The following is a 22,887-nucleotide window of genomic DNA, read 5'->3' as shown; positions in this document are numbered from 1 at the left end:
TCCAAGTCATGGGGTGGTCACTCCGCAGCAAGCCAATGCCTGCTGTGGTTTTGCCCGTCACTGGGCAAAAGCGGTCAGAACTGATATTCAACGGTGCCCTGCAAGGTGCGCCCACGCCCCAGGGTGAAGGCCAGCACATCACCCAGCGGCACCAGGTAGGCGCGGTCGGTGACGTTTTCCATGGCCAGGCGCAGGGTCAACTGGTCGGTGGCGCGATAGCTGCCGTACAGGTCGTAGACGGTGTACGGCTTCCAGTCGGCGGGGTAGACGCCGGTTTGCGAAGTGGTCACCCCGGCGCCGCCTTTGACGTAATAACCGGCGCTATAGCGGGCGCGCACGCCCACATCCAGCTTGCGTTCGAAGAACCGTGCGCCCAGGGTCGCGGTGCCGCGGTCCATGGGCATGTGTTCGGAGGAGCCCAGGATCGCGCTGCAGCCCACGCCGGCATTGGCCGCGTCGTCCGGCACCATCGCGTCCACCGGCGCACGGTTGCCCGGGCGTTTCTGGGTCTTGGTCACGCCGCCGAGCCAGGCGGTCTTGCTACAGAATTTGTTGCTGCCGAGCATGCGCGTGTAGTTGAACTGGCCGTAGGCAAACCCGGCGTCGTAATCGAGCTGGTATTCGAGACCACGAAAACGTGTGGTCTCCAGGTTGTTCACATACGCTGCACTGCCGATATTGACGTTGCCATAACCGGGCGGCTGTACGCCCAGGGCCATATAGGAAAAATCATCGACCCGGGTGTTGAAGTAGGACACCTTCATGCCCACGCGATCCTCGGCGAACAGCAGGTCTTCCCTGAGCACATTGAAGCCCACTTCCCATGCGGTGGATCGCTCCGGCTTGAGGTAGGGGTTGGGCAGAATCGACTCCGAACCACCGCCATGGGGCCGGCCGCTGACCATGGTTTCGGTCACCGCTGGCGGGCGCCAGCCCTTGCCGTAGGTGGCGAACAGTTGCAGCCAATCCACGCCTGGCTTGATCGACAGGCCGAAGGTCGGCGAGAAGCGACCTTCCTCGCGATCCACGTCGTAGTTCACCGGCACGCCGATCTGGCGGGTGGTGCCGATGATGAACGTGCGGGTGTTCAAGCCGGTTTCGCCGCGCAGCCGATAGCGGTCATAACGCAAGCCGGCGTTGAGGTTCAGCCAACCGTCGTAGTCGAAATCCAGGCGCCCGAACACACTGCCCATCGCACGATCACCTTTGGGCGTGATGCTTTCGGCTGCCGAGGCCTTCACCGCAGAGCCAGCTTCCACGGCCTGATTGGAATCCGGCCGTACCTTGTCGTAGAAAAACTCCAGCCCATAGTTGGCCTTGAGTGCGGCCAGTTCCGTCAGGGCAAAGGTCGAAATGTTCTGCGCCTGCAAGCCGTAGGTATTGGTTTGATAGGTGACGTCGTAAGCCTTGTTGATACCCCGGGCCAGGGTGGATTGCTCATTGCGGGTGTCTACGTAGTAGAGCTTGGCCTTGAAGTCGATCAGCGGGTTGTCCGGCGCATAGCTGTAATCCAGCGCAACGTTCTGTGCTCTGACGTCGCTGCTACCGAGCTTTTCCCATAACTGCGCCTTTTCGGCGGTCATCATGTTGACGTCGTCGTAGTCGACGTCGGTGGCCAGGTAACTCAGTTGCAAACGCTGGTCAGCCGGCAGGTTCAGCCCCAGCTTGAGCAGGCGCGAACGCATCACCGAACCCGAATAGGCCACGGTCGTGTTCTTGATGCGCTCTTCACTGGCCGGCATGAACGCCGCGCCGGTACGCAACTCGCCAATGCTGCCCTTGGTGCCAGGGTTGTAATCACCCAGGTGCCGTTCACTGGCAGCCACCAACATATCCCACACATCGGTGCCCACGGCAAACGCCGAGCTGCCGATGAAATGGGTACCGTTGCTGCGCCCACCCAACCCTGAGGTGAGGCGAATGCGCCCGCCGATTTCCTTGCCGCCCTTGAGCAGGTCAGCGGCCTCCACCGTACGAAAGTTGGCCACCCCGCCAATCACGCCCGCACCGCCCTGGGTGGAGGTCGCGCCCTTTTCGATCACGACTTCGGACAACAACTCAGGGTCCACATACAACGTGCCGTTGCGTTGCTGGTGACCGCTCTGCTGGTAATTCTGGCGCATGCCATCGACAGACATATTGACCCGGCCATAGTCCTGGATACCGCGGATATTCACGGACAGCCCTGGGTCTTGCTGGCTGACGGCGGAGTAGACCCCAGGCGCCTCCTCAAGCATCTCGGCGGCATGCCGGGGCGGGTTGCGGTCCAGCTGTTCGCGCCCGACCACGCTGACCGAGCGCGGGGTTGAATACACCCAGTCCTGCTTATGCAGGCCGGTGACTGTAGTGGTCGCCAAAGCCAGGGCACCGGCCTGTTGCTCAACCCGGTTCAAGGTGACCTGGCGCTCCCCGGTAAAGCGGTATTCAACCGGCGCGGCACCCAGCAGGCGGCCAAGCCCTTCCTGCACGCCAAAGCTACCCTTGAGCGCGGTGCTGCTCAGGCCTTGCAGGCGTTGACTGTCGAACAGCACTTGCAGCCCGGCCTGGTCGGCGAAAGCCAACACCGCACTGCCGAGCGATTGCGCAGGGATATCGAACCGCAGCACCGCGGATTGGGCGGTACCGGCCGCAGGTTCCACGGCATGGACCGGCGCGGCGACGGCCAACACCCCCAGGTGAATGGCCAGGGCCAACCGACTGCCGGTGATACGCCCCTTGGTGAGTGCTGACATGTGTGTGATCCCTGCGCTGAGCGTTTTTTGTTTATGCGAATGCTTCTCACCTAGCAAGACGTGCGAGGCGCGGGAAGTCAGTAATATTTTTTTGCAGAAGCGAGCTTGCTCGCGAAGAACGGCAACGAAAACGCGGTGCCCTCGGCTTTTTCGCGAGCAAGCTCGCTCCTACAAGGGCAGCAGGTTTCTAACGGGAGAGGGTCAATAGATCAGGCTGAGGCCGGCCAGATCCAGGCGTTGCACTTGGAGCTCCCGGGTCAAGGTGCCAAGGGCGGTGTCGAGCATGTCGAGGCGGAATACCCCGCTGACTTCACGCTCGCCCAGCGCCGGGTTGGTCAATACCACACGCCCGGGGCGGTAACGGTTGAGTTGCTCGATAACCTTGGCCAACGGCTGCCGATCGAAGATCAACATACCGCGCCGCCAACTGGTGGCGCGATCAACATCAAGCTGATCAAGGCTGAGCACACCATCCTTGGGGCTGTAACGCGCAGCCTGGCCTTGCTCGAGGATACGCTTGGCCGTGCCATTTTCTGGCGAAGCCTGCACAGACACCTCGACGCTGTGCTGCAACACGCCGACCCAGGCTTGGCTGTCGCCCTCGCGCTCGACCACAAACCGCGTGCCCAATGCCCGGGTCTGGCCCGCGGCGCTGTGCACCACGAAGGGCCGGGTCTCTTCGCCCGCCATTGGCGCCACGTCAAATACCGCTGAGCCCTGGAGCAGGCTGATGCCCCGCTGTACCCCATCGAAATCCAGGCGAATAGCACTGGCGGAATCCAGCTCCACCGTACTGCCGTCAGCCAGGTGCACCGTGCGCACTTCACCTTTGCCCGTGACATAGTCAGCCTGCATGCGCAGCAACACATCCGGCCCGCGCACCCACCCGACACCCACTACCACTGCGACCAGCGCCGCGGCGGCCACACGCTGCCACGGCCTTCGGCGCGTGGAGCGGCGTACCGGTGAAACCGCTGTCGGCGGCCGCTGACGGTATACAGATTCGTCCTTGTGCACCTCGCCCAGCGCCGCCCAAGTCTGCTCGGCAAAGCGCAAGGCCGCTTCGTGACGACTGTCGCGGGCGATCCATTGGCGCAACTCGGCCTGTTCCTGTTCGCTCAAGGCACCGGCGTGCAGGCGCACCGCCCACTCGGCCGCCTCCTCGGTAATGCTGTGCTGTTGCGGACCTTGGCTATTCACGTGTGAATCTCGAATTTTCGTTATATAGACGCTGTGACGCCTGGCCTGGCATTTTTCGGTAATTCATTCGTCGGATGGCTTCACCTCGCCTTCCTGCAGGCGCTGCATCACATACGCCAGGGCCTTGGCCAGGTGCTTTTGCACGGAACTGTCGCTGATGTCCAGGTGCTGGGCGACCTGGGCGTGGGTCATGCCTTCGATACGGTTCAAGCGGAAAATTTGCTGGGTGCGCTCCGGCAACTCCGCCAGTGCCTGCTTCAATGCCTGTCGCTGTTGCTGCGCCATTGCCTGAGCCTCCAACCCGGCCACGTCATCTTCAATCTCGGCCAGCGCCTCGTGGGGCACGGTGTCAGTCTTGCGCCGTGCTTCCTGGCGAATATGGTCGATCAGCAGATTGCTCGCCGTTCGATAGAGATAGCCTTGGGAGTTGTCGATGCGCTCGCTGGCAGGCTTTTGCGCCAGGCGCAGGAAGCTCTCCTGCACCAGGTCAGCGGCTAATTGCGGGTCCCGTACCTTGCGGGCCAGATACCCGCGCAGCGTATCGGCATGCTTGAGAAACAAGCCCTTGAGATCCACGTCCGACAAACCGACTCCCTGGAATGTTAAGGAAACAGGCGGGCATCTTAAGCATTGTCGAGAATGATTTTCAATTGATATCTAATCTGATTGCCATGTGCCGTATCATTGATTAACGGTTCGATAATCGAACGGAACCGCTGCCGACAATTGACCAAATTAACCATCCAGTACATTTTGTCTCCACAACCAATAAGAAACTGTGGAGAACCCTCTATGCCGCCCATCGTGCTGGTGCTCAACGGCCCCAACCTCAATCTGCTTGGCACCCGCGAGCCCGCTACTTATGGCCACGAAACCCTGGCCGACATCGCCGCCCTGTGTGGTCGCAGCGCGGACAAGCTCGGGCTGAAAATCGAGTTTCGTCAGACCAACCATGAGGGCGAACTGCTCGACTGGATCCACGGCGCCCGCGCCCGCTGCGCTGGTATCGTGATCAACCCGGCAGCCTGGACCCACACCTCGGTCGCGATCCGCGATGCACTGGTGGCCAGTGAAGTACCAGTGATCGAAGTGCATTTATCCAACGTGCATGCCCGCGAGGCTTTTCGTCATCACTCGTTTGTATCCCCTATCGCCCAGGCGGTGCTGGCCGGGTTTGGCAGCCACGGCTACCACCTGGCCCTGGAGCATTTCAGCCATACGCTGAAGGGACGCGCTTGATGAAAACACGCATTCTCGCCGGCCTGATCGGTGCCGGTATCCAGGCCTCCCGCACCCCGGCCTTGCATGAAGAGGAAGGCGACGCCCAGGGCTTGCGCTACCTGTATCGACTGATCGACCTTGAGCCGCTGCGACTGGACCTCAATGCCCTGCCCGACCTGCTGCGGGCCGCCGAATTGATGCACTTCAACGGGCTGAACATTACCTACCCGTGCAAGCAGGCGATCCTACCGTTGCTCGATGACTTATCCGACGAAGCCAGAGGCATTGGTGCAGTCAACACGGTGGTGTTCAAGGACGGTAAACGGATCGGCCACAATACCGACTGCCTGGGGTTCGCTGAAGGGTTTCGCCGCAACTTGCATGACGTCGCCCGTCGGCACGTGGTGCAGATGGGTGCCGGTGGCGCAGGGGCAGCGGTGAGCCATGCGCTGCTGGCAGAAGGCGTTGAGCACCTGAGCATTTTCGACGTGGACGTCTCCCGCGCCCGCGACCTTGTGGATAACCTTACGCAGCGTTTCGGCCCCGGTCGCGCCCAGGTCGGCACACATCTGGAAAATGCGATGGCCGAGGCTGATGGGTTAGTGAATACCACGCCGATGGGCATGACCAAGCTGCCCGGGACACCGGTGCCAGCTGCGTTGTTGCGTACAGAACTGTGGGTCGCGGAAATCGTATATTTCCCACTGGAAACCGAGTTGCTACGCGATGCCCGCGCCTTGGGTTGCCGTACCCTGGATGGCGGCAATATGGCGGTGTTTCAGGCGGTGAAGGCGTTTGAGTTGTTCAGTGGTCAAGTGCCAGACGCCGATCGAATGCTGGCGCACTTCCAGAGCATGAATGGCTGACTGCCGAAACAGAGTTCAAATGTGGGAGGGGGCTTGCTCCCGATTGCGGTGTATCAGTCAGCACATGCTTGGCTGACAGACCGCTATCGGGAGCAAGCCCCCTCCCACATTGGTCCTGCGCTGAACTCAGGCCTGCAGGTAACGCAACACCGACTCGCAAATCATCTCCCGATGCCGCTGCTTGATCGCCTCGTCCGACAGTTCGATCTGGAAGATCTCACTGAAGGTATGCCGGTTGGATACCCGGTAAAAGCTGAACGAGTTGATCAGCAGGTGCACGTCCAACGGCTCGAGCCCTTCACGAAACAACCCCAATTGGGCGCCACGGCGCAAGGTCTCACCCAGCCCCTCAAGGATCTTGCTGTTCATCGCCTTGATGGTGTTGGTGCGTTTGACGTACTCGGCGTTGTGGATATTTTCGATGCTGACGATGCGCACGAAATCTACGTTCTGGTCGTGGTGATCGAAGGTGAATTCCACCAGCCGGCGAATCGCCTCACGCGGTTCCAGGGCGGTGAGGTTCATGCGGGTCTCGGTGTTGCGGATATCGCCGTAGAGCTTCTCCAGCACCTCGACGTACAACTGCTCCTTGCTGCCGAAGTAGTAATAGATCATGCGCTTGGAGGTATGGATACGCTCGGCGATGGCGTCCACCCGGGCGCCGGCCAGACCCTGCTGAACAAACTCGACAATGGCTTCCTGGAGAATATTCTCGCGGGTCTTTTCCGGGTTGTTCTTACGACTCTTGCGCGGTGCGTCTGACACCGCGGGAAGATCGGGACTCGAGGTCATGGGGCGCTCACAGCCATTGTTGTGCAGGCGCTGATTATGGGCCGCGGCGCTCGCCGAAGGAAGCACTCGGCCGGCAGTTATAAACGCGCCTGACGCACCGCACCGCTGCGTGACTTGGCCATCGCCGCCAAACGCACTGCCACGTTGGCTGCGCCATAGCCGGCATAGCCGTTCTTGCGCTGGATGATCTCGAAGAAAAACCGCCCTTCGAACGGTTCGGTGTACACGTGAAACAACTCACCGCCCTGTGCGTCACGGTCGTACAGCACGTTGTAGTACGCCAACTCGCTAAGAAACTCATCGTCAAAATCGAAGCGTGCTGCCAAGTCGTCATAATAGTTGAGCGGAATGTCCAGCAACGGCACCCCGGCCTCCTTCGCCCGACGCACCTCGGCGAAAATATCCGCGCAATCAAAGGCGATGTGATGCACCCCCGAACCACGATAGCTGGAGAGTGCGTGGGAAATCGCGGTGTTGCGGTTTTCGGAAATATTCAACGGCAGGCGGATTGAGCTGCAACGGCTGCGCAACGCACGGCTTTTCACCAGGCCGTACGGGTCGGGCAACACCACTTCGTCATCGGCTTCGAAATCCAGCAGGCTCTTGTAGAACAGCACCCAACTGTCGAGGCTGTCGGCCGGCAAGGCCATGGCCATATGGTCGATGCGCAGCAAGCCGCCGCTGGCGACAGAGGCCGGTTGCAGGTTGAAATCAGTGTCGTACAGCCCGCCTTCACTGGGGTCGACCAGGTAAATCAGGCTGCCATCCGGCGCACGTACCGCCGCCAGCTCGAGCTCATTGGGCCCGACCAGGCCGCGATACGGCTGGCCCTTGTAGGCCACCGCCCGCTCCAGGGCCTTGGCGCTGTCCTTGACCCGAATCGCGGTGGCGCACAGCGATGGGCCATGGGCCTCGAAAAAGTTGTGGGCGAAAGAATAGGGTTCGCAGTTGAGGATCAGGTTGATATCACCCTGGCGCAACAGGCTCACGTTCTTCGAGCGATGCTGACCGGCCTTGGCGAAACCCAGGCGCTCCAGCCAGTGAGTCAGTTTGGCGCCGAGGCTTTCATCCACGGCAAATTCAAGAAACTCGATACCGTCGTATTCGCTGGCCGCCGGGGTTTCAAACAGGATGTCCACGGGCGCAGCGGGGCCTTGTTCAGCCAGGCGTTGGCGGGTTTTTTCTTCCAGGTATAACAGTGAACGCAAGCCATCCGCCGCATTCGCCCGGGTCGGCGCGGCGCGGAAGCCATCGTTGAAAATCTCCAGGGACAATGGCCCGGTGTAGCCGCTCTGGATAATCGGTGCCAGAAAACCGGCCAGGTCAAATTCGCCCTGGCCCGGGAAGCAACGGAAGTGCCGGCTCCACTCCAGCACATCCATGGCCAGGATCGGCGCGTCAGCCATTTGCACAAAAAAGATCTTGTCGCCCGGGATCTGGGCGATGCCGCTCGGGTCACCCTTGAGCGACAGGGTGTGAAAACTATCGAGCAACACACCAAGGCTTGGGTGGTCGACCTGGCGCACCAGGTTCCATACCTGCTGCCAGGTGTTCACATGCCTGCCCCAGGCCAACGCTTCATAGCCGATGCGCAGGCCACGCTTGCCGGCGTGTTCGGCCAGCAGGCCCAGGTCATCGAGCATAATATTTTCGTCGCCCACGCAATCGGCCGAAGCATTACTGCACACCAGCACCAGGTCGGTGCCCAGTTCCTGCATCAGGTCAAACTTGCGCTCGGCGCGCTCCAGGTTGCGCGCCAGGCGGTCGCGGCGGCAGCCTTCAAAATCGCGGAACGGCTGGAACAGGGTGATGGCGATGCCGAGGTCTGCACACATCTGCCTAACTTCGCGGGGGCTGCCGTCGTAATACAACAAATCGTTCTCAAAGATTTCCACCCCATCAAACCCGGCGGCGGCAATGGCTTCGAGCTTTTCCGGCAAGGTGCCGCTCAAGGAAACAGTGGCGATGGAACGTTGCATGGATGACTCCCGGCAGTTGTTATTTGTGGCAAATTATTCGCCCCCAGCCTACACCCAGCAATTAAAATGTACGAACCGGTTAGTTTTTGGTGCGATTATCGAACACTATGCCCCTTTGGCGAATTGACGACTTTTTAACCACTGCGCACCATCGACCGGGCAACTCGTTCAAGTAACAAGACCCAGAACACACCATAAAAATTTCAAAAAACGGGTACGACCTCATGCCTCTGCAAAACCCAACCCTGGCCGCACGCCCGGGTAACCCGCACGCCGGCATCGGCGACAAGATCCGCGGCGCCCTGGCCGTAGGTAAAACGCGCTGGGGCATGTTGGCCCTGGTGTTCTTCGCCACTACTCTGAACTACATCGACCGCGCCGCCCTCGGCGTCATGCAGCCGATCCTCGCCAAGGAAATGAGCTGGACGGCGATGGACTACGCCAACATCAACTTCTGGTTCCAGGTCGGCTACGCCATCGGCTTTGTGCTGCAAGGCCGCTTGATCGACCGGGTCGGCGTCAAGCGCGTGTTCTTCTGCGCCGTGCTGTTGTGGAGCCTGGCCACGGGCGCCCACGGCCTGGCCACCTCGGCGGTGGGCTTTATGGTCTGCCGCTTTATCCTCGGGCTGACCGAAGCCGCCAACTATCCGGCCTGCGTCAAGACCACCCGCCTGTGGTTCCCCGCCGGCGAGCGTGCGGTTGCCACCGGTATCTTCAACGCTGGCACCAATGTCGGCGCAATGATGACGCCAATGCTGCTGCCGCTGATCCTGCACGTGTGGGGCTGGCAGGCGGCGTTCTTGTGCATGGCGGCGCTCGGAGGCATCTGGCTGTTGTTCTGGGGTTTGAAATACTACAACCCGGAAGACCACCCCACCGTAAAACAATCCGAATTGGACTACGTGCAACAGGAAGTCGAGCCAGAACAGCCGCGCGTGCCGTTCAGCCGCATCCTGCGCATGCGTGGTACCTGGGCCTTCGCTCTTGCCTACTCGCTGACCGCACCAGTGTTCTGGTTCTACCTGTACTGGCTGCCGCCGTTCTTGAACCAGCAATACAACCTGGGCATCAACGTGACGCAGATGGGCATACCCCTGATCATCATCTATCTGACTGCCGACTTCGGTAGCGTGGGGGGTGGGATCCTATCGTCATTCCTGATCGGCCGAGGAATGAACTCGATCAAGGCCCGCCTGCTGTCGATGCTGCTGTTTGCCTGCTGCATTGTCGGCGTGGTCATGGCGGCCGGTTCCAGCCAGCTGTGGGTGGCGGTGTTCGCCATCTCCCTGGCCATCGGCGCGCACCAGGCCTGGACCGCCAACATCTGGAGCCTGGTGATGGACTACACGCCCAAGCACATGATGAGCACGGTGTTCGGTTTCGGTGGGATGTGCGCGGCCATTGGCGGCATGTTCATGACCCAGATCGTCGGTCACATCCTCACGGTGACCAATAACAACTACACCGTGCTGTTCACCCTGATCCCGGCGATGTACTTCATCGCGCTGGTGTGGATGTACTTCATGGCGCCGCGCAAGATTCCGACGGTAGACGTCTGATCAACGCCGCCGCTGCTGCCAGGCAGCGGCCAACCCGCTCATGCAGATCACCCCGATGCCGACCACCGTGGTCGTATCGGGGGTATGACTGAACACCAGCCAGCCCAACAACCCCGCGAACACGATCTGGCAATAGCCGAACGGCGCCAGCAAGGCCGGTGCCGCGAAGCGGAAGGCCTGGGTCAGCATCAGGTGCGCCGTCATCCCGCAGGTCCCCAGCGCCAGCATCAATACAGCATGCCACAGGCTCGGCACCTGCCAGAAGAACGGCACCATGGCACTCATCACCAAGGTGTTGCACAGCCCGGCGAAGAAGTTGCTGGTGGTGGGCGTGTCGAACTTACTGAGGATGCGCGTAAGCAGTTGGTAGAAGCAGAAGAACATCGCCGAACACAAGGGCAACAGCACCGCTGGTGTGAACAGTTCGCCGCCCGGGTGGATGATCACCAGCACCCCGACGAACCCGCAGATCACTGCCAGCCATTGGCCGCGCGTCACGTGCTCGCCGAGCAGCGGCACCGACAGCGCCGTCACCAGGATCGGCGCGAGAAAGTTGACCGCCGTGGCTTCCGCCAACGGGATGTAGTGCAGCGCCGCGGTGAAAAACAAGCTGGTGCCCAACAGGCACAAGGCACGCACCACCTGCATGCCCGGCCGCTTGCTGCGCAGTACGCGCAAGCCCGACTGCGGCAGGAAGATCCCGGCCATCAGCAAGGTGTGCACCAGGTAGCGCGCCCACACCACCATCACGATGGGGTAGAACCCGGCCAGGTATTTGGACAAGGCGTCATGGCTGGAGAACAGAAACGTCGCCAGCACAATCAGCAGAATGCCTTTGAAGGGATGGTTGACGCCGGAAAGCGGGGTACTGACAGTCATGGAATTCTCTTGCGTGGCGAGTTCAACGCGGTAGCACTCAACCGAGTAATCTAGCAGCCGGGCATGGGTCTGCCCCAAGAGCATAACCAAACAGTGGGCGAACAGCGCACTAAATCACCGCAATCGAGTCCAACCCTGCACGCGCGCCCCGGCGTTGCACACTTTTTAATCAAGGCCTTGCCGCTATGAAAAAAATCTTCTTTGTTCTGTCTGCTGTCGCCCTGCTTACCGCCTGCGATAAAGCCAAGGAAGCGCCCAAACCTGCGCCACCCTCTGTACAGGCGACCCTGGTGCCGGAAACGCCCCCGACCGATCAATGGGTCGGCAAGTGGATCGGCGTCGAAGGCTTGAACCTGACCATTGCCAAGGACGACAGCGTTGGCCGCGGTCACTACCTGCTCACCATGCAATACGGCCTCGATGCCGATGCCTCCGGCACCTTCAAAGGTGAAGCCGCCGAAGACGGTATCGCCTTCACCCGCCCCGACGGCCCACACCTGTTGCGCGCTGGCGACGGTGCTGCCACCGGCCTGAAATGGCTGGCGGATAAAAAAGACTGCCTGATCGTCGCCACCGGTGAAGGCTATTGCCGTTAATACCGACCATAATCACTCACGGTTAGCACACAGAGGATTGCTCCCATGCTATGGAAAAAAGGCCGACGCAGCGACAACGTGGTGGATGCCCGCGATGACAGTGGTGGTGGCGGTGGCGGCATGCGCTTTGGCGGCGGCAAGGGCCTGAGCCTGACGGCCATCGTGCTGATCGTAGGCATTGGCTGGTTGACCGGCCAGGACCCGATGCAGATCCTCGGCCAGTTGAGCGGCCAGATGGAACAGGCGCCGTCGGTCAGCACCCAGCCGCGCCAGGCGCCGCCTGCCAATGACCAGCAGGCCGATTTCGTGCGGGCCGTGCTGGGCGACACCGAAGACACCTGGGGCCAGGTGTTCCAGGAAAACGGCCTGGCCTACAAGAACCCGAAGCTGATCCTGTTCCGTGGCCGGGTGAACTCCGCTTGCGGTGGCGCCACCTCCGCCAGCGGCCCGTTCTATTGCCCGGCTGACCAACAGGTGTACCTGGACCTGGATTTCTTCCGGGAAATGTCCCAGCGCTTTCAGGCCTCCGGCGAGTTCGCCCAGGCTTATGTGATCGCCCACGAAGTCGGGCATCACGTGCAAACGTTGCTGGGTATCTCATCCAAGATCCAGGCCGCACGCCAGCAAGGTCGACAGATGCAAGGCGATGGCGGCCTGCTGGTCCGCCAGGAACTGCAAGCCGACTGCTTTGCCGGGGTGTGGGCCAACCGCGCACAGAAACGGCTTAACTGGCTGGAACCGGGTGATATCGAAGCGGCACTGAACGCGGCCAACGCCATTGGCGATGACCGTTTGCAGCAACAGGGCCAAGGGCGCGTAGTGCCGGACTCGTTTACCCACGGCACCTCGGCCCAGCGCGTGCGCTGGTTCAAGACCGGCTTCGCCCAGGGCCAGATCTCTCAATGCGACACCTTTACCGCCAAGAGCCTCTGAATGAATAGGCGATTTGGGTTAGTGCTGGGGTTGCTGGCCAGCTGGTCCACCGCCACTTGGGCTGTCGAAAAAGCCCATGGCGTCAAGGTGGTCAGCCCTGATCGTTTTCACCTGGAGGCCGGCGACCTCAGTGTCGGCGTGAGCCAGGACTGGCGCCAGCCGTTGCCCAAGATAACGCGCGCGCTGATCATCGTGCATGGGCGCCTGCGCAATGCGCAGACCTATCTGCACAGTGGCGAAAGTGCCGCCGCACATGCCGGGGTTGGTGCAAGCACGTTGGTGATTGCGCCGCAATTTCTCAACCAGTCGGATGTGAAGGGCAACCACCTGAATAACCAGGTACTGCGCTGGCAGGGCAACGACTGGATGGCTGGAGAACCTTCCACCGGCCCTGGCCATCTCAGCGCCTATGGCGCCCTCGACCAGATCATCAAGCACCTGGGCAATCGCAAGTTGTTCCCGGCGTTGAAAGAGATCGTGGTCGCCGGCCATTCCGGCGGTGGCCAGGTGGTACAGCGCTTCGCCCTCACCGGCCATGACCACCCGTTGCTGCAAACCGAAGGCATCAGCCTGCGGTATGTGGTGGCCAACCCCTCCTCCTACGCCTACTTCAGCCCGCAGCGGCCGGTGACGTTCGATGTCACCCGCTGCCCAGGTTTCAACGACTGGAAATACGGCATGCAAAACCTGCCGGCCTACGTCGGTCAGCAAGGCGCACAGCAATTGGAACGAGCCTACGTCTCACGCGATATCACCTACCTGCTGGGCCAACAAGACACCGACCCCAACCACCCGGCGTTGGATAAAGGCTGCGAGGCCGAGACCCAGGGCGCGTACCGACTGATTCGTGGGCATAACTACTTTGACTACCTCAGGCAGCGTCATCCGCAACTGACTCACAAGCTGGTGGAAGTGCCGGGGGTGGGGCATGACGGGGATAAGATGTTTACCTCGCCAGAGGGAGAGAAGGTGTTGTTTTCCCAATAATCACTGAATAAACCCACATTTGATCTCTATTTTCTGGATTGCAACATCTGGAGTAATACCGAGCAATCCTTGGCATGCCAATCCGCCAACTCCGGCCATGGGTTCTCCGGCAGGTTCACCAACACGGTCTTCGTCCCCGCTGCTCGGCCACAGTCCAGGTCAAAACGATAATCCCCGACCATCACCATCTCGCTCGGCGCTACCTTCCACGCCGCTGCCAACTTCAACAAACCATCCGGATCAGGTTTGTGCGGCGCATCATCACGCCCCAGCACATCCTCGATGGCAAAGCAGTCCGCCAGGCCGATGGCTTCCAAGGTGATATGGGCCAGCTCGCGCGCATTGCGGGTCAGGATACCCAGTCGATAACCGCGTCCGGCCAACTCACGCACAAGTTCCACAGCGCCTTGTGCCGCGACCGAACCGAGTGCCAGCTCGCGCTCGTGCTCCAGTAACCAGGCATGCTTGGCCGAAGCGACCGGCGCCGGCAAGGTCGCCAGGTGCGTGAGGATGTCGTCCTCAGGCGGAATATCCAACGCCACGCGAATGGCAGCAAAATCATGCACGGCCACCGTGAGGGTGCCGTCCATGTCGAACACCCAGTGCTTAACGTCCGACAGGCTCATGCCCAGTCCTTGCGATGACGGATCAAACCTTCCTGGGTTACCGAGGCCACCAGTTGCCCAGCGCGGTTGTACACGCTGCCACGGGAAAAGCCCCGGGAGTTGCCGGCCCACGGGCTATCCATGGCATACAGCAACCAGTCATCGGCGCGCAGGTCAGCGTGAAACCACAGCGCGTGGTCGAGACTGGCGACCTGCATGTCTTTCTGCCACACAGTCTTGCCATGGGGCAGCAACGAGGTGGTCAACAGGCCGAAGTCCGAGGCGTAGGCCAGCAGGTACTTGTGCAGCGCCGGCGAGTCCGCCAGGGCGCCGTCGGCACGAAACCACACGTACTTGACCGGGTCGGACGGCTGCGGGTTGAACGGGTCTTTTTCGGTGACCGGGCGCACTTCGATGGGCTTGGGGCACAGCAACTTGTCGCGCATATGCTCGGGGATCAGGTGCGCACGTTGCTTGGTCAGCTCCAGCTCCGAGGGCAGGTTTTCCGGGCCGACCACCACCGGCATGGTGGTCTGGTGATCGAAGCCTTGTTCGTCGTACTGGAACGAGGTGGTGCACGTAAAGATCGGGTTGCCCTTCTGGATCGCCGTTACCCGCCGAGTGCTGAAACTGCCGCCGTCGCGTACGCGGTCCACCGAATACACCACTGGCAAGGCTGCATCGCCAGGGCGCAGGAAATAACCGTGCAGGGAATGCACATGCCGCGCCTCTTCTACCGTCTGGCTGGCCGCCGACAACGACTGGCCGAGCACCTGGCCGCCGAACAACTGGCGAAAGCCCAGGTCCTGGCTGCGACCGCGAAAGAGGTTTTCCTCGATCGGCTCCAGGGTCAGCAAGTCCACCAGATCTTCCAATACTTGGCTCATAGAGCAACTCCTGCAATCAATAGGGCATTCCGGGCTGCTTATCCATGCAGCGTGTCCAACCATTGGGCGCGGGTGATGCGGTACAAAACATGAGGGCGCAGCGGGTCATCGGCTGCGACCTTGGGGTGTTCAAAATCTGCCTGCGGATCGTAATGCATACCGATGGCCTGCATGACTTTTTGTGAGGGCAGATTGGCTTGCGTGGTGAAGGCCACAATCTCATCCAGTTGCAAGCGGTCAAAGCCGCAACGCAACGCGGTCCATGCAGCTTCACTGGCGTAGCCCAGGCCCCAGTGTTCGCGGGCCAGGCGCCAGCCGATTTCCACCGCGGGGGTAAAGCCGGCTTCGAAGCTGACATTTTGCAGGCCTGTCAGGCCGATAAATTCACCCGTATCCTTGCGCTGCAACGCCCAAAAACCGAAGCCGTATTCCGCAAAATGCCCGCGAATGCGGCCGATCAATGCGGCGCTTTCCAAATGGCTCAACCTGGCCGGAAAATAGCGCATCACTTGCGGGTCGGCGCACATGCGCGCAAAGTCCGGCAGGTCGCTGTCGCGCCACTGGCGCATCAACAGGCGTGCACTTTCCAATTGCAATATCGGCTCCATGGGTCCCCCTCCCTTGCCATGTGCGTGAGTGTACAGCGCTGTTAAGATCCTTCGCAGGTTCCCGTCAGAAAATCCCATGCCTTTGCCATTGATCTACCACGAAGACTACAGCCCTGAGTTCCCGGCAGACCACCGGTTCCCCATGGACAAGTTTCGCCTGCTGCGCGACCACCTGGTGGATACTGGCCTTACTGAGGACAGCCATCTTCTACGCCCGCAGCTTTGCCCAGCGGACATCCTCGCGCTGGCCCATGAACCTGGGTATATCGAACGCTACATGAGCGGCCAATTGGCCCGCGAAGATCAACGCCGCCTCGGCCTGCCCTGGAGCGAAGCCCTCGCGCGGCGCACCGTGCGTGCGGTTGGCGGCTCGATATTGGCTGCAGAGCAGGCCCTTGAACATGGCCTGGCCTGCCATTTGGCCGGCGGCACCCATCACGCCCACTACGATTACCCTGCGGGCTTCTGCATCTTCAATGACCTGGCAGTGATCAGCCATTACCTGCTGGCCAGCGGTCGGGTCAATCGCGTGCTGATCTTCGATTGCGACGTGCACCAGGGCGACGGCACCGCACGCATCCTCCACGACACGCCGGACGCCATCACCGTATCGCTGCACTGCGAAAAGAACTTCCCGGCGCGCAAGGCCCAGAGCGACTGGGACATCCCGTTGCCTATGGGCATGGGCGATGCCGACTACCTCAAAGTGGTGGACGATACGCTCAACTACCTGCTGCCGCTCTACCAGCCCGACCTGGTGCTATACGACGCTGGCGTGGATGTGCACAAGGATGACGCCCTCGGGTACCTCAAGCTGACGGATGAAGGTGTCGCCGCCCGCGATGAAAGCGTGATGCGCCACTGTCTGGGCCGTGACATTCCAGTGATGGGCGTAATCGGCGGCGGCTATAGCAAGGACCGCCCAGCCCTGGCTCGCCGCCACGGCATCCTGCATCACAGCGCCCAGCGGGTATGGACGTCATCAGGTTGTCACTGAACCGTGAGCGTTACCCACAATGGCTGTGGAATGGCCTGTGGATAACTTGAGCGTAAGCACCTGCAAGCTAGTAGCCGTATAGCCTGTAGGAAAGTGTACGTTTTTTGATCAGGCAGCTGCGCCGTCGTCGGGTAGAATGCTTGGCCTATTCAAGCGACCGTAGCCCTGCCATGCCCAAGACCTCTTCTCAACATGTCACCATTATCGGCGGTGGCCCTGCCGGGCTGATGGCCGCCGAAGTCTTGAGCCAGGCAGGCGTGGGTGTGGATCTGTACGACGGCATGCCCTCGGTGGGGCGCAAATTCCTGCTGGCGGGCGTGGGCGGGATGAACATTACCCACTCCGAGGACTATCCGGCGTTTGTCTCCCGCTACGCCGAACGCGCGCCGCATATGGCGCCGTTGCTGCGGGCGTTCGGGGCCCAAGCGTTGTGCGAATGGATTCATGGCCTGGGCATCGAAACTTTTATCGGCACTTCCGGGCGTGTGTTTCCTACCGACATGAAAGCCGCTCCCCTTCTGCGAGCGTGGCTTAAACGCCTGCGCGATCAAGGCGTGGTTATCCACACGCGCCATCGTTGGCTAGGCTGGAATGCCGAAGGCGGTTTACTTATCCACAGCCCGGACGGCGACAAAGTTGTCCACAGCGATGCGGTGTTGCTGGCCCTGGGCGGAGGCAGTTGGTCGCGTCTAGGTTCTGATGGTGCCTGGCTCAAGCTGCTGGAAGATAAAGGCGTGCCCTATGTGCGCTTGCAACCGAGCAACTGCGGTTTCGACGTGTCGACCTGGAGTGAGCTGCTGGTCAGCAAATTTGCTGGTGCGCCGTTGAAAAACGTCGCCATTGGCCTGGCCGATGACCCGCCTCGGCTGGGTGAATGCGTGATCACCGCCACCGGCATCGAAGGCAGTTTGATTTACGCGTTGTCGGCGCCCATTCGTGAAGCGATCAACCGCAACGGTTCGGCCACGGTGCATATCGACCTGCTGCCGAGCAAGCCGCTGGACAAGGTGCAGGCGGCATTGGCCAAGCCACGGGGCTCGCGGTCGATGAGCAAGCATTTGCACAGTCAGTTGGGCTTGGACGGGGTCAAGGCGGCGCTGTTGCGCGAGTTGGCGCCGACTGAACATTTCAATGATCCGGCGCAATTGGCTGTGGATATCAAGGCGCTGCCGCTGACGTTAGTGAAGACGCGACCAATGGATGAAGCGATCAGCACCGCTGGCGGCGTGCCCTTTGAAGCATTGGATGAACGACTGATGCTCAAGCAAGTGCCTGGCGTGTTTTGTGCGGGGGAAATGCTCGATTGGGAAGCGCCGACCGGTGGGTATTTATTAACGGGGTGTTTTGCCAGTGGGCATATGAGCGGGCAAGGAATATTGGCATGGCTGAATGCTTCAGGTAACCGAATCTGTTTTTAACTTGAGTTGAAGGATGCTCCTCCTTGAGCCACCTGCTTTGATACTTATAAAAACTGCCTTCTCAGCCCGCCATGAACGTAACGCTGATACCGGCTCTGGCGCTTGGATAAATCGACTGCTACCGGCTGCACAGACCGTTGCAAGACGCGCAGGGAGTTGAGGAGATGCTCATCAACCGGAAGCCGCTCTTCGGCACTCTTATTTGAAACGCGAAACGATGCACCATAGTCCTTCGCTATACTCTCGGGCTCAGGAACATCAAGCTCATCAGGAAGCTCTTGTCGCACATGGTACATTTTAGGGACCTTCTTCAATACGTCATCCTTCCCCTTGCACACACATCAAAAACCTTAATTAGTTGCCCACCCATACTTGTGAAACGAGTAGTTCACGCCAAAGGACTCCTCAATAACTTTAAGTTGCGGCGCGCCTGCACCTAACAACCCCTCAAACTTGCCAAGCATCTCCTCTTGAAGCTTAAAAAGATTATGACCGTCATCATCAAACTCAAGCTCTTTTGACCGTTCCTGATACTCAGCCTTCAATTCTTGATATTTAGCCTGAGCGGCTTTCAAGCTATCGTCAAGAACAGCATCAAGCTGCTGCTCGAGCTCTGGCGATAAATTGTAATTATCCTTCACATAGTTCACATAATCCCTATTGGCCCTATGAGCAGGAAAAAGCCGCCCTGCTTCAGCGTGCTCCATTACCTTTGACGTCAATTCATCAATTTTCTCTTGATTCGCTTTGGCATTTGCTTCTTTTTCGGCGTCGGACTTTGCTGATTCTACATTGAGAGTATCAACTACAAGCCCCGTTGCCACTAGCGCTGCAAATACAACCGGAAGTACTGGAAATGCCATATTCACCACCTAATTAGAAGTTTATTTTCATACAGCCTTTTTGCCTTTTATATGTGGGAACCAGCGAAAGGCAGTTCCAAGAAAGAAGAAATTACTCATTACGAAAAGTTTCCGGGCAAATCATAAAAAAAATGTCTCAGCCTCAACGAAAGGGCGCGGCGTGCCCTTTGAAGCATTGGATGAACGACTGATGCTCAAGCAAGTGCCTGGCGTGTTTTGTGCGGGGAAATGCTCGATTGGGAAGCGCCGACCGGTGGGTATTTGTTAACGGGGTGCTTTGCCAGTGGGTACATGAGCGGACAGTGAATACTGGCATGGCTGGAGGCGTCAGGTGGCTGAACCTGTATTAACTTGAGTTGAAGGCTCGTCCTTCAGCCACCTGCCTTAATGCTTATAAAAACTGGCTTCTCAGCCTGCCATGAATATGGCGCTGATAACTGGTCTGTCGCCTGGACAGATCATTTTCTATCGACTGCGCGGCGCGTTGCAAGGCTAGCAAGGAGGTGGTGAGTTGCTCCTGCGCTGAAAGTCGCTCTACAACTTTCTTATTTGAAACGCGGCATGAGGTATTGTCGTCCTTCGCTTTGCTGTCGAGCTCAGGCACTTCGAGCTCACTGGGCAACTCTTGCAGTACACCATAAGTTCTACGGATATTCTCCAACACGTACTTCCCCCCTTGGCAGATATGTCTAAAACGCCGAAAACTCTGACAGCCTTCTATGAAAAATCTTTAATTAGTAGCTCAACCATATTTTAGAGCCGCGCAATTTACGTTGAAGCATTTCTCTATAGTTTTAATTTGCTGCACTTAAATAGCTTGGGAATCGGGGTACTTCTGCTCAAACCCTTCCAGTTCCCTTCGTAAAAATTCGTCACCTTCTGGCAGGGCTACCGACAGTGCGTCTATATAAGTGCGGTGCGCAGCTTCAAGCGCCACGGGTTGATCTTTCAAACTCTCCTGCTCAACTTTGAAGCCGCGACTGAGAGCTAGCCCCTTGTCCTGGCTCTTATATTCAACCTCTTTGATAACCTGATTCAGCGGCAAGGTTTCGTGAGAATTTACGCCGACATGATGCTGCTGCAAAGAAGCCAATTCTTTATACAACCTGATTTGGTGCGCATAAGCCTCTGGTTGGGTTTTCTTAATATCGGTCAGCTCTTTCTCCAGCGCGCTGATACGCGCCTCATGACTCCTCTCTGACGCGGCAGCAGTGTCTCTATGCGTTTGTGCTGCGCGCCTCATGTACTGCCCGAAGGTTTCCTCTCCCGGCCTGAAGGATAGCGATGCAAAAGAAGCCGCAAATTCCATATCAATTACCTCCACTCAAAGGCTGCTGATTAACGGTCAGTTTCCTGACGCCTACCTGAGTGGTGATCGAGCGTTTTGAGTTCAGTTTTACCACGCGGAAAAAAATTACAAGAAGATTCCATCCGCAGTGGACGGGATTGCCCCGCCCACTCTGTGCGCCAACCCTTATAAAACCTTTACTTCTTCTTGCGCGGCCCGGTATTGAACACTGGCACCTTGCGCACCGGCTTGATCGACGGCTCAGCCGGCGCCACATCACCACTGTCCACCCACTTACCCAGGTTGCGCTTGCCGCCACTACCGGACGTTTTAGGCTTCTTCGGTTTTTTCGGTTTCTTGACCACTTGCCCACTGGCATCGGTGTCGGGCACGCGGTGCTCGGGTTCGAAGTCCGGTTCCATCTTGCGGCTCAAGGTCTGGCGGGTCAGCATCTCGATGGCCGAGAGCATGTTGACCTCGTCGGCACACACCAGGGAAATCGCCTCACCGGTGTTGCCCGCACGACCGGTACGACCGATACGGTGGATGTAGTCCTCGGCCACGATTGGCAGATCAAAGTTGACCACCAGCGGCAGATCTTCGATATCCAGGCCACGGGCTGCCACGTCGGTGGCGACCAGGATCTGCACCTCGCTGGCCTTGAAACGGTCCAGTGCGCGCTGGCGGGTCGCCTGAGGTTTGTCGCCATGGATACCATCGGCGTTGATGCCCAGTCCCTGCAACTTATCCACCAGTGCGTCCACGCCGTTGCGGGTCTTGGCGAATACCAGCACCTGCTTCCAGCGGCCTTTGCGCATCAGGTGCACAAACAACTCGGCCTTGCGCTTCTTGTCCACCGGCACCACCCACTGCTTGACGGTGTTGGCGGCGACGTTGCGCGGGCTCACTTCGATGCTCAGCGGGTCGTTGAGCATCTGCCCGGCCAGCAGGCGGATGTCATCGGAGAAGGTCGCGGAAAACAGCAAGGTCTGGCGCTTTTTCGGCAGCATGCGATAAATGTTGGCAAGCTCTTCGGAGAAGCCCAGGTCGAGCATGCGGTCGGCTTCGTCGAGCACCAGGGTTTGCAGCTGGTTGAGTTTCAGCGCGTTCTGGCGGAATAGGTCGATCAGGCGGCCAGGGGTGGCAACCAGGATGTCGACGCCCTTGCGCAGCTTCATCATCTGCGGGTTGATGCTCACGCCGCCGTACACCGCGTAAGTGGTCAGCGGCAGATGCTGGGCGTACTCGGCGACGCTGGCGTGAACCTGCTCGGCCAGTTCGCGGGTCGGGCACAGGATCAGCGCACGCGCCGAGTTGGCGGCGACTTTCGGCCCTTCCATGGTCAGCAATTGCAGCAGCGGCAAGGCGAAGCCTGCGGTCTTGCCGGTGCCGGTCTGGGCCGCAGCCATCAGGTCGCGTCCAGCCAGCACCGCCGGAATGGCTTGCGCCTGCACCGGCGTCGGGGTCTGGTAGCCAAGCGTCTCAAGGGCGCGCAGCAAGGGTTCGATCAGGCCAAGGGTGGCGAAAGTCATGTGTTTACCGTAGGAAAAATTCAGCGCAAAGGCGTAATGCGCGGCAGTTTACCTTATTTCCGCCTTGGGCTTGCGCCACTGGGGCAGGCTGATCAATAGCACGGCGCTGATGATCACCAGCATCGCCAGGGCTTCTTCCAGGCCAATGGTCTCGCCAACGAACACAATCCCCAGCAACACCGCCACCGCCGGGTTCACGTAGGCATAGCTGGTCGCCGCCGCCGGGCGCACGTGCTTGAGCAGATACATATAGGCGTTGAAGGCGATAATCGAGCCGAACACCGTCAGATAGGCCAGGGCGAGCCAGCCTTCCAGCGGTGGCATGGCCTGCAGGTGCTCACCGGAGAGCGCGCTGACGATCAACAGCGCCACGCCGGCCACGAGCATTTCCGCGGCACTGGCCATGGCGCCTTGGGGCAGCGGCAAGTGTCGGCTCCACACCGAACCGAAGGCCCAGGAGGCCGCCGCCACCAACAGCAAGACCGCCCCCAATGGGCTTGATTGCAGGGTACTGCCCATATTGAGCATGGCGATACCGATGATGCCCAGGATCACCCCGGCCCACTCCAGCCGCGTATTACGCGCGCCCCAGAAAAACCCACACAGCAAGGTGAACAGCGGCACCGTCGCCACCGCCAGCGCGGCCACGCCGGACGACACGCCCATGTGTTCGGCCACACTGACGCCGCCATTGCCCACGGTAAGCAACAAGATGCCGATCATCCCGGCCGCCTTCCACTGCGGCCATGTCGGCGCCGGCACCCCGCGCCACCGGAGGAAGCCATACATCAACACGCCTGCCGTGCAAAACCGAATGCCCGCCAGCAACAACGGCGGCCAGTACTCCACGCCGATACGGATCACCAGGTAAGTAGAACCCCAGATCACATACAACGCAAAAAAGGCGGCGATCAACGGTAAGGGAAAGCGACGTGGGCCAGGCAT

General features: G+C 59.7%; 23 protein-coding genes and 1 pseudogene. 9 read left to right on the top strand and 15 right to left on the bottom strand.

Features of this window, described 5'->3' with window-relative positions:
- Nucleotides 1-74: 74 nt before the first annotated feature.
- The 3 genes from QZR30_RS17335 to QZR30_RS17325 form a co-directional block, all read right to left on the bottom strand.
- A complete protein-coding gene (locus QZR30_RS17335; RefSeq protein WP_311903737.1) occupies nucleotides 75-2,732 on the bottom strand; it encodes a TonB-dependent receptor in 2,658 nt (885 codons plus the stop codon).
- Nucleotides 2,733-2,933: 201 nt separating this feature from the next.
- Nucleotides 2,934-3,932, bottom strand: coding sequence for a FecR family protein (locus QZR30_RS17330; protein WP_056845790.1), 999 nt, complete (start codon nucleotides 3,930-3,932; stop codon nucleotides 2,934-2,936).
- A 63-nt stretch (nucleotides 3,933-3,995) separates the two neighbouring features.
- Complete coding sequence (locus QZR30_RS17325) at nucleotides 3,996-4,517, bottom strand: RNA polymerase sigma factor (protein WP_046069618.1); 522 nt, start codon at nucleotides 4,515-4,517, stop codon at nucleotides 3,996-3,998.
- Between the two features lie 207 nt (nucleotides 4,518-4,724).
- Here QZR30_RS17325 and aroQ point away from each other — a divergent pair, with 207 nt between their 5' ends.
- Nucleotides 4,725-5,171: a type II 3-dehydroquinate dehydratase gene (gene aroQ, locus QZR30_RS17320; protein ID WP_043048490.1), complete on the top strand. Its 447-nt coding sequence runs from the start codon at nucleotides 4,725-4,727 to the stop codon at nucleotides 5,169-5,171.
- Nucleotides 5,171-6,019 (top strand): shikimate dehydrogenase, encoded by an 849-nt coding sequence (locus QZR30_RS17315; RefSeq protein WP_311903735.1) that lies wholly within the window; start codon nucleotides 5,171-5,173, stop codon nucleotides 6,017-6,019. Before aroQ ends, QZR30_RS17315 begins: the two co-directional genes overlap by 1 nt.
- 126 nt (nucleotides 6,020-6,145) lie before the next feature.
- On the opposite strand, the gene QZR30_RS17310 is transcribed toward QZR30_RS17315, so the two are convergent.
- Nucleotides 6,146-6,811 carry a TetR/AcrR family transcriptional regulator gene (locus tag QZR30_RS17310; protein ID WP_046069621.1) on the bottom strand — a complete coding sequence of 222 codons (666 nt, stop codon included), beginning with the start codon at nucleotides 6,809-6,811 and terminating at the stop codon, nucleotides 6,146-6,148.
- 77 nt (nucleotides 6,812-6,888) lie between these two features.
- The gene (gene quiC, locus QZR30_RS17305; RefSeq protein ID WP_311903734.1) at nucleotides 6,889-8,790 is read right to left on the bottom strand and encodes a 3-dehydroshikimate dehydratase QuiC; all 1,902 of its coding nucleotides are present in this window, start codon (nucleotides 8,788-8,790) and stop codon (nucleotides 6,889-6,891) included.
- Nucleotides 8,791-9,014: 224 nt separating this feature from the next.
- Here quiC and QZR30_RS17300 point away from each other — a divergent pair, with 224 nt between their 5' ends.
- On the top strand, nucleotides 9,015-10,349 hold the full coding sequence (locus QZR30_RS17300) for an MFS transporter (protein WP_046069623.1): 1,335 nt from the start codon (nucleotides 9,015-9,017) through the stop codon (nucleotides 10,347-10,349).
- Here QZR30_RS17300 and QZR30_RS17295 read toward each other — a convergent pair whose 3' ends face one another.
- Complete coding sequence (locus tag QZR30_RS17295; protein WP_046069624.1) at nucleotides 10,350-11,228, bottom strand: DMT family transporter; 879 nt, start codon at nucleotides 11,226-11,228, stop codon at nucleotides 10,350-10,352.
- A 185-nt stretch (nucleotides 11,229-11,413) separates the two neighbouring features.
- Between QZR30_RS17295 and QZR30_RS17290 the strand changes: the two genes are divergently transcribed.
- Genes QZR30_RS17290 through QZR30_RS17280 form a run of 3 tightly spaced genes read left to right on the top strand, consistent with a single transcriptional unit; the run spans nucleotide 11,414 to nucleotide 13,744 of the window.
- Complete coding sequence (locus QZR30_RS17290) at nucleotides 11,414-11,824, top strand: membrane lipoprotein lipid attachment site-containing protein (RefSeq protein WP_046069625.1); 411 nt, start codon at nucleotides 11,414-11,416, stop codon at nucleotides 11,822-11,824.
- Nucleotides 11,825-11,869: 45 nt separating this feature from the next.
- Entirely contained in the window at nucleotides 11,870-12,757 is an 888-nt protein-coding gene (gene ypfJ, locus QZR30_RS17285) for a KPN_02809 family neutral zinc metallopeptidase (RefSeq protein WP_034117778.1), read from the top strand.
- On the top strand, nucleotides 12,758-13,744 hold the full coding sequence (locus tag QZR30_RS17280; protein WP_311903732.1) for an alpha/beta hydrolase: 987 nt from the start codon (nucleotides 12,758-12,760) through the stop codon (nucleotides 13,742-13,744).
- 26 nt (nucleotides 13,745-13,770) lie between these two features.
- Here QZR30_RS17280 and QZR30_RS17275 read toward each other — a convergent pair whose 3' ends face one another.
- From QZR30_RS17275 to QZR30_RS17265, 3 genes are read right to left on the bottom strand one after another with little or no spacing between them, the layout of a single operon-like run.
- On the bottom strand, nucleotides 13,771-14,370 hold the full coding sequence (locus tag QZR30_RS17275) for an HAD family hydrolase (protein ID WP_046069627.1): 600 nt from the start codon (nucleotides 14,368-14,370) through the stop codon (nucleotides 13,771-13,773).
- On the bottom strand, nucleotides 14,367-15,236 hold the full coding sequence (gene tesB, locus QZR30_RS17270) for an acyl-CoA thioesterase II (RefSeq protein ID WP_046069628.1): 870 nt from the start codon (nucleotides 15,234-15,236) through the stop codon (nucleotides 14,367-14,369). The genes QZR30_RS17275 and tesB overlap by 4 nt, the downstream gene beginning before the upstream one ends.
- Nucleotides 15,237-15,274: 38 nt before the next feature.
- Nucleotides 15,275-15,844 (bottom strand): GNAT family N-acetyltransferase, encoded by a 570-nt coding sequence (locus tag QZR30_RS17265; RefSeq protein ID WP_046069629.1) that lies wholly within the window; start codon nucleotides 15,842-15,844, stop codon nucleotides 15,275-15,277.
- Between the two features lie 76 nt (nucleotides 15,845-15,920).
- On the opposite strand from QZR30_RS17265, the gene QZR30_RS17260 reads away from it, so the two are divergent.
- Entirely contained in the window at nucleotides 15,921-16,841 is a 921-nt protein-coding gene (locus QZR30_RS17260) for a histone deacetylase family protein (protein WP_046069630.1), read from the top strand.
- Between the two features lie 170 nt (nucleotides 16,842-17,011).
- Nucleotides 17,012-18,259 carry a TIGR03862 family flavoprotein gene (locus tag QZR30_RS17255; protein ID WP_046069631.1) on the top strand — a complete coding sequence of 416 codons (1,248 nt, stop codon included), beginning with the start codon at nucleotides 17,012-17,014 and terminating at the stop codon, nucleotides 18,257-18,259.
- 44 nt (nucleotides 18,260-18,303) lie between these two features.
- Here QZR30_RS17255 and QZR30_RS17250 read toward each other — a convergent pair whose 3' ends face one another.
- Nucleotides 18,304-18,573 (bottom strand): hypothetical protein, encoded by a 270-nt coding sequence (locus QZR30_RS17250; protein WP_046069632.1) that lies wholly within the window; start codon nucleotides 18,571-18,573, stop codon nucleotides 18,304-18,306.
- Nucleotides 18,574-18,609: 36 nt separating this feature from the next.
- Nucleotides 18,610-19,122: a hypothetical protein gene (locus tag QZR30_RS17245; RefSeq protein ID WP_046069633.1), complete on the bottom strand. Its 513-nt coding sequence runs from the start codon at nucleotides 19,120-19,122 to the stop codon at nucleotides 18,610-18,612.
- 157 nt (nucleotides 19,123-19,279) lie between these two features.
- Here QZR30_RS17245 and QZR30_RS17240 point away from each other — a divergent pair.
- Nucleotides 19,280-19,428, top strand: a pseudogene (locus QZR30_RS17240) (NAD(P)/FAD-dependent oxidoreductase); the annotation flags it as partial.
- Between the two features lie 85 nt (nucleotides 19,429-19,513).
- Here the strand turns inward: QZR30_RS17240 and QZR30_RS17235 are convergent.
- The 4 genes from QZR30_RS17235 to yedA form a co-directional block, all read right to left on the bottom strand.
- Nucleotides 19,514-19,786: a hypothetical protein gene (locus tag QZR30_RS17235; RefSeq protein WP_311903731.1), complete on the bottom strand. Its 273-nt coding sequence runs from the start codon at nucleotides 19,784-19,786 to the stop codon at nucleotides 19,514-19,516.
- Between the two features lie 144 nt (nucleotides 19,787-19,930).
- Complete coding sequence (locus tag QZR30_RS17230; protein WP_046069635.1) at nucleotides 19,931-20,431, bottom strand: hypothetical protein; 501 nt, start codon at nucleotides 20,429-20,431, stop codon at nucleotides 19,931-19,933.
- A 176-nt stretch (nucleotides 20,432-20,607) separates the two neighbouring features.
- Nucleotides 20,608-21,942, bottom strand: a complete 1,335-nt coding sequence (locus QZR30_RS17225; RefSeq protein ID WP_046069636.1) for a DEAD/DEAH box helicase — start codon at nucleotides 21,940-21,942, stop codon at nucleotides 20,608-20,610.
- 48 nt (nucleotides 21,943-21,990) lie between these two features.
- A complete protein-coding gene (yedA, locus tag QZR30_RS17220; protein ID WP_046069637.1) occupies nucleotides 21,991-22,887 on the bottom strand; it encodes a drug/metabolite exporter YedA in 897 nt (298 codons plus the stop codon).

It is taken from the genome of Pseudomonas sp. rhizo25, from assembly GCF_031931935.1.
GTDB lineage: Bacteria > Pseudomonadota > Gammaproteobacteria > Pseudomonadales > Pseudomonadaceae > Aquipseudomonas > Aquipseudomonas synxantha.
Note: the sequence above shows the minus strand (reverse complement) of the source record. Positions and strands in the feature narration are given on the sequence as shown.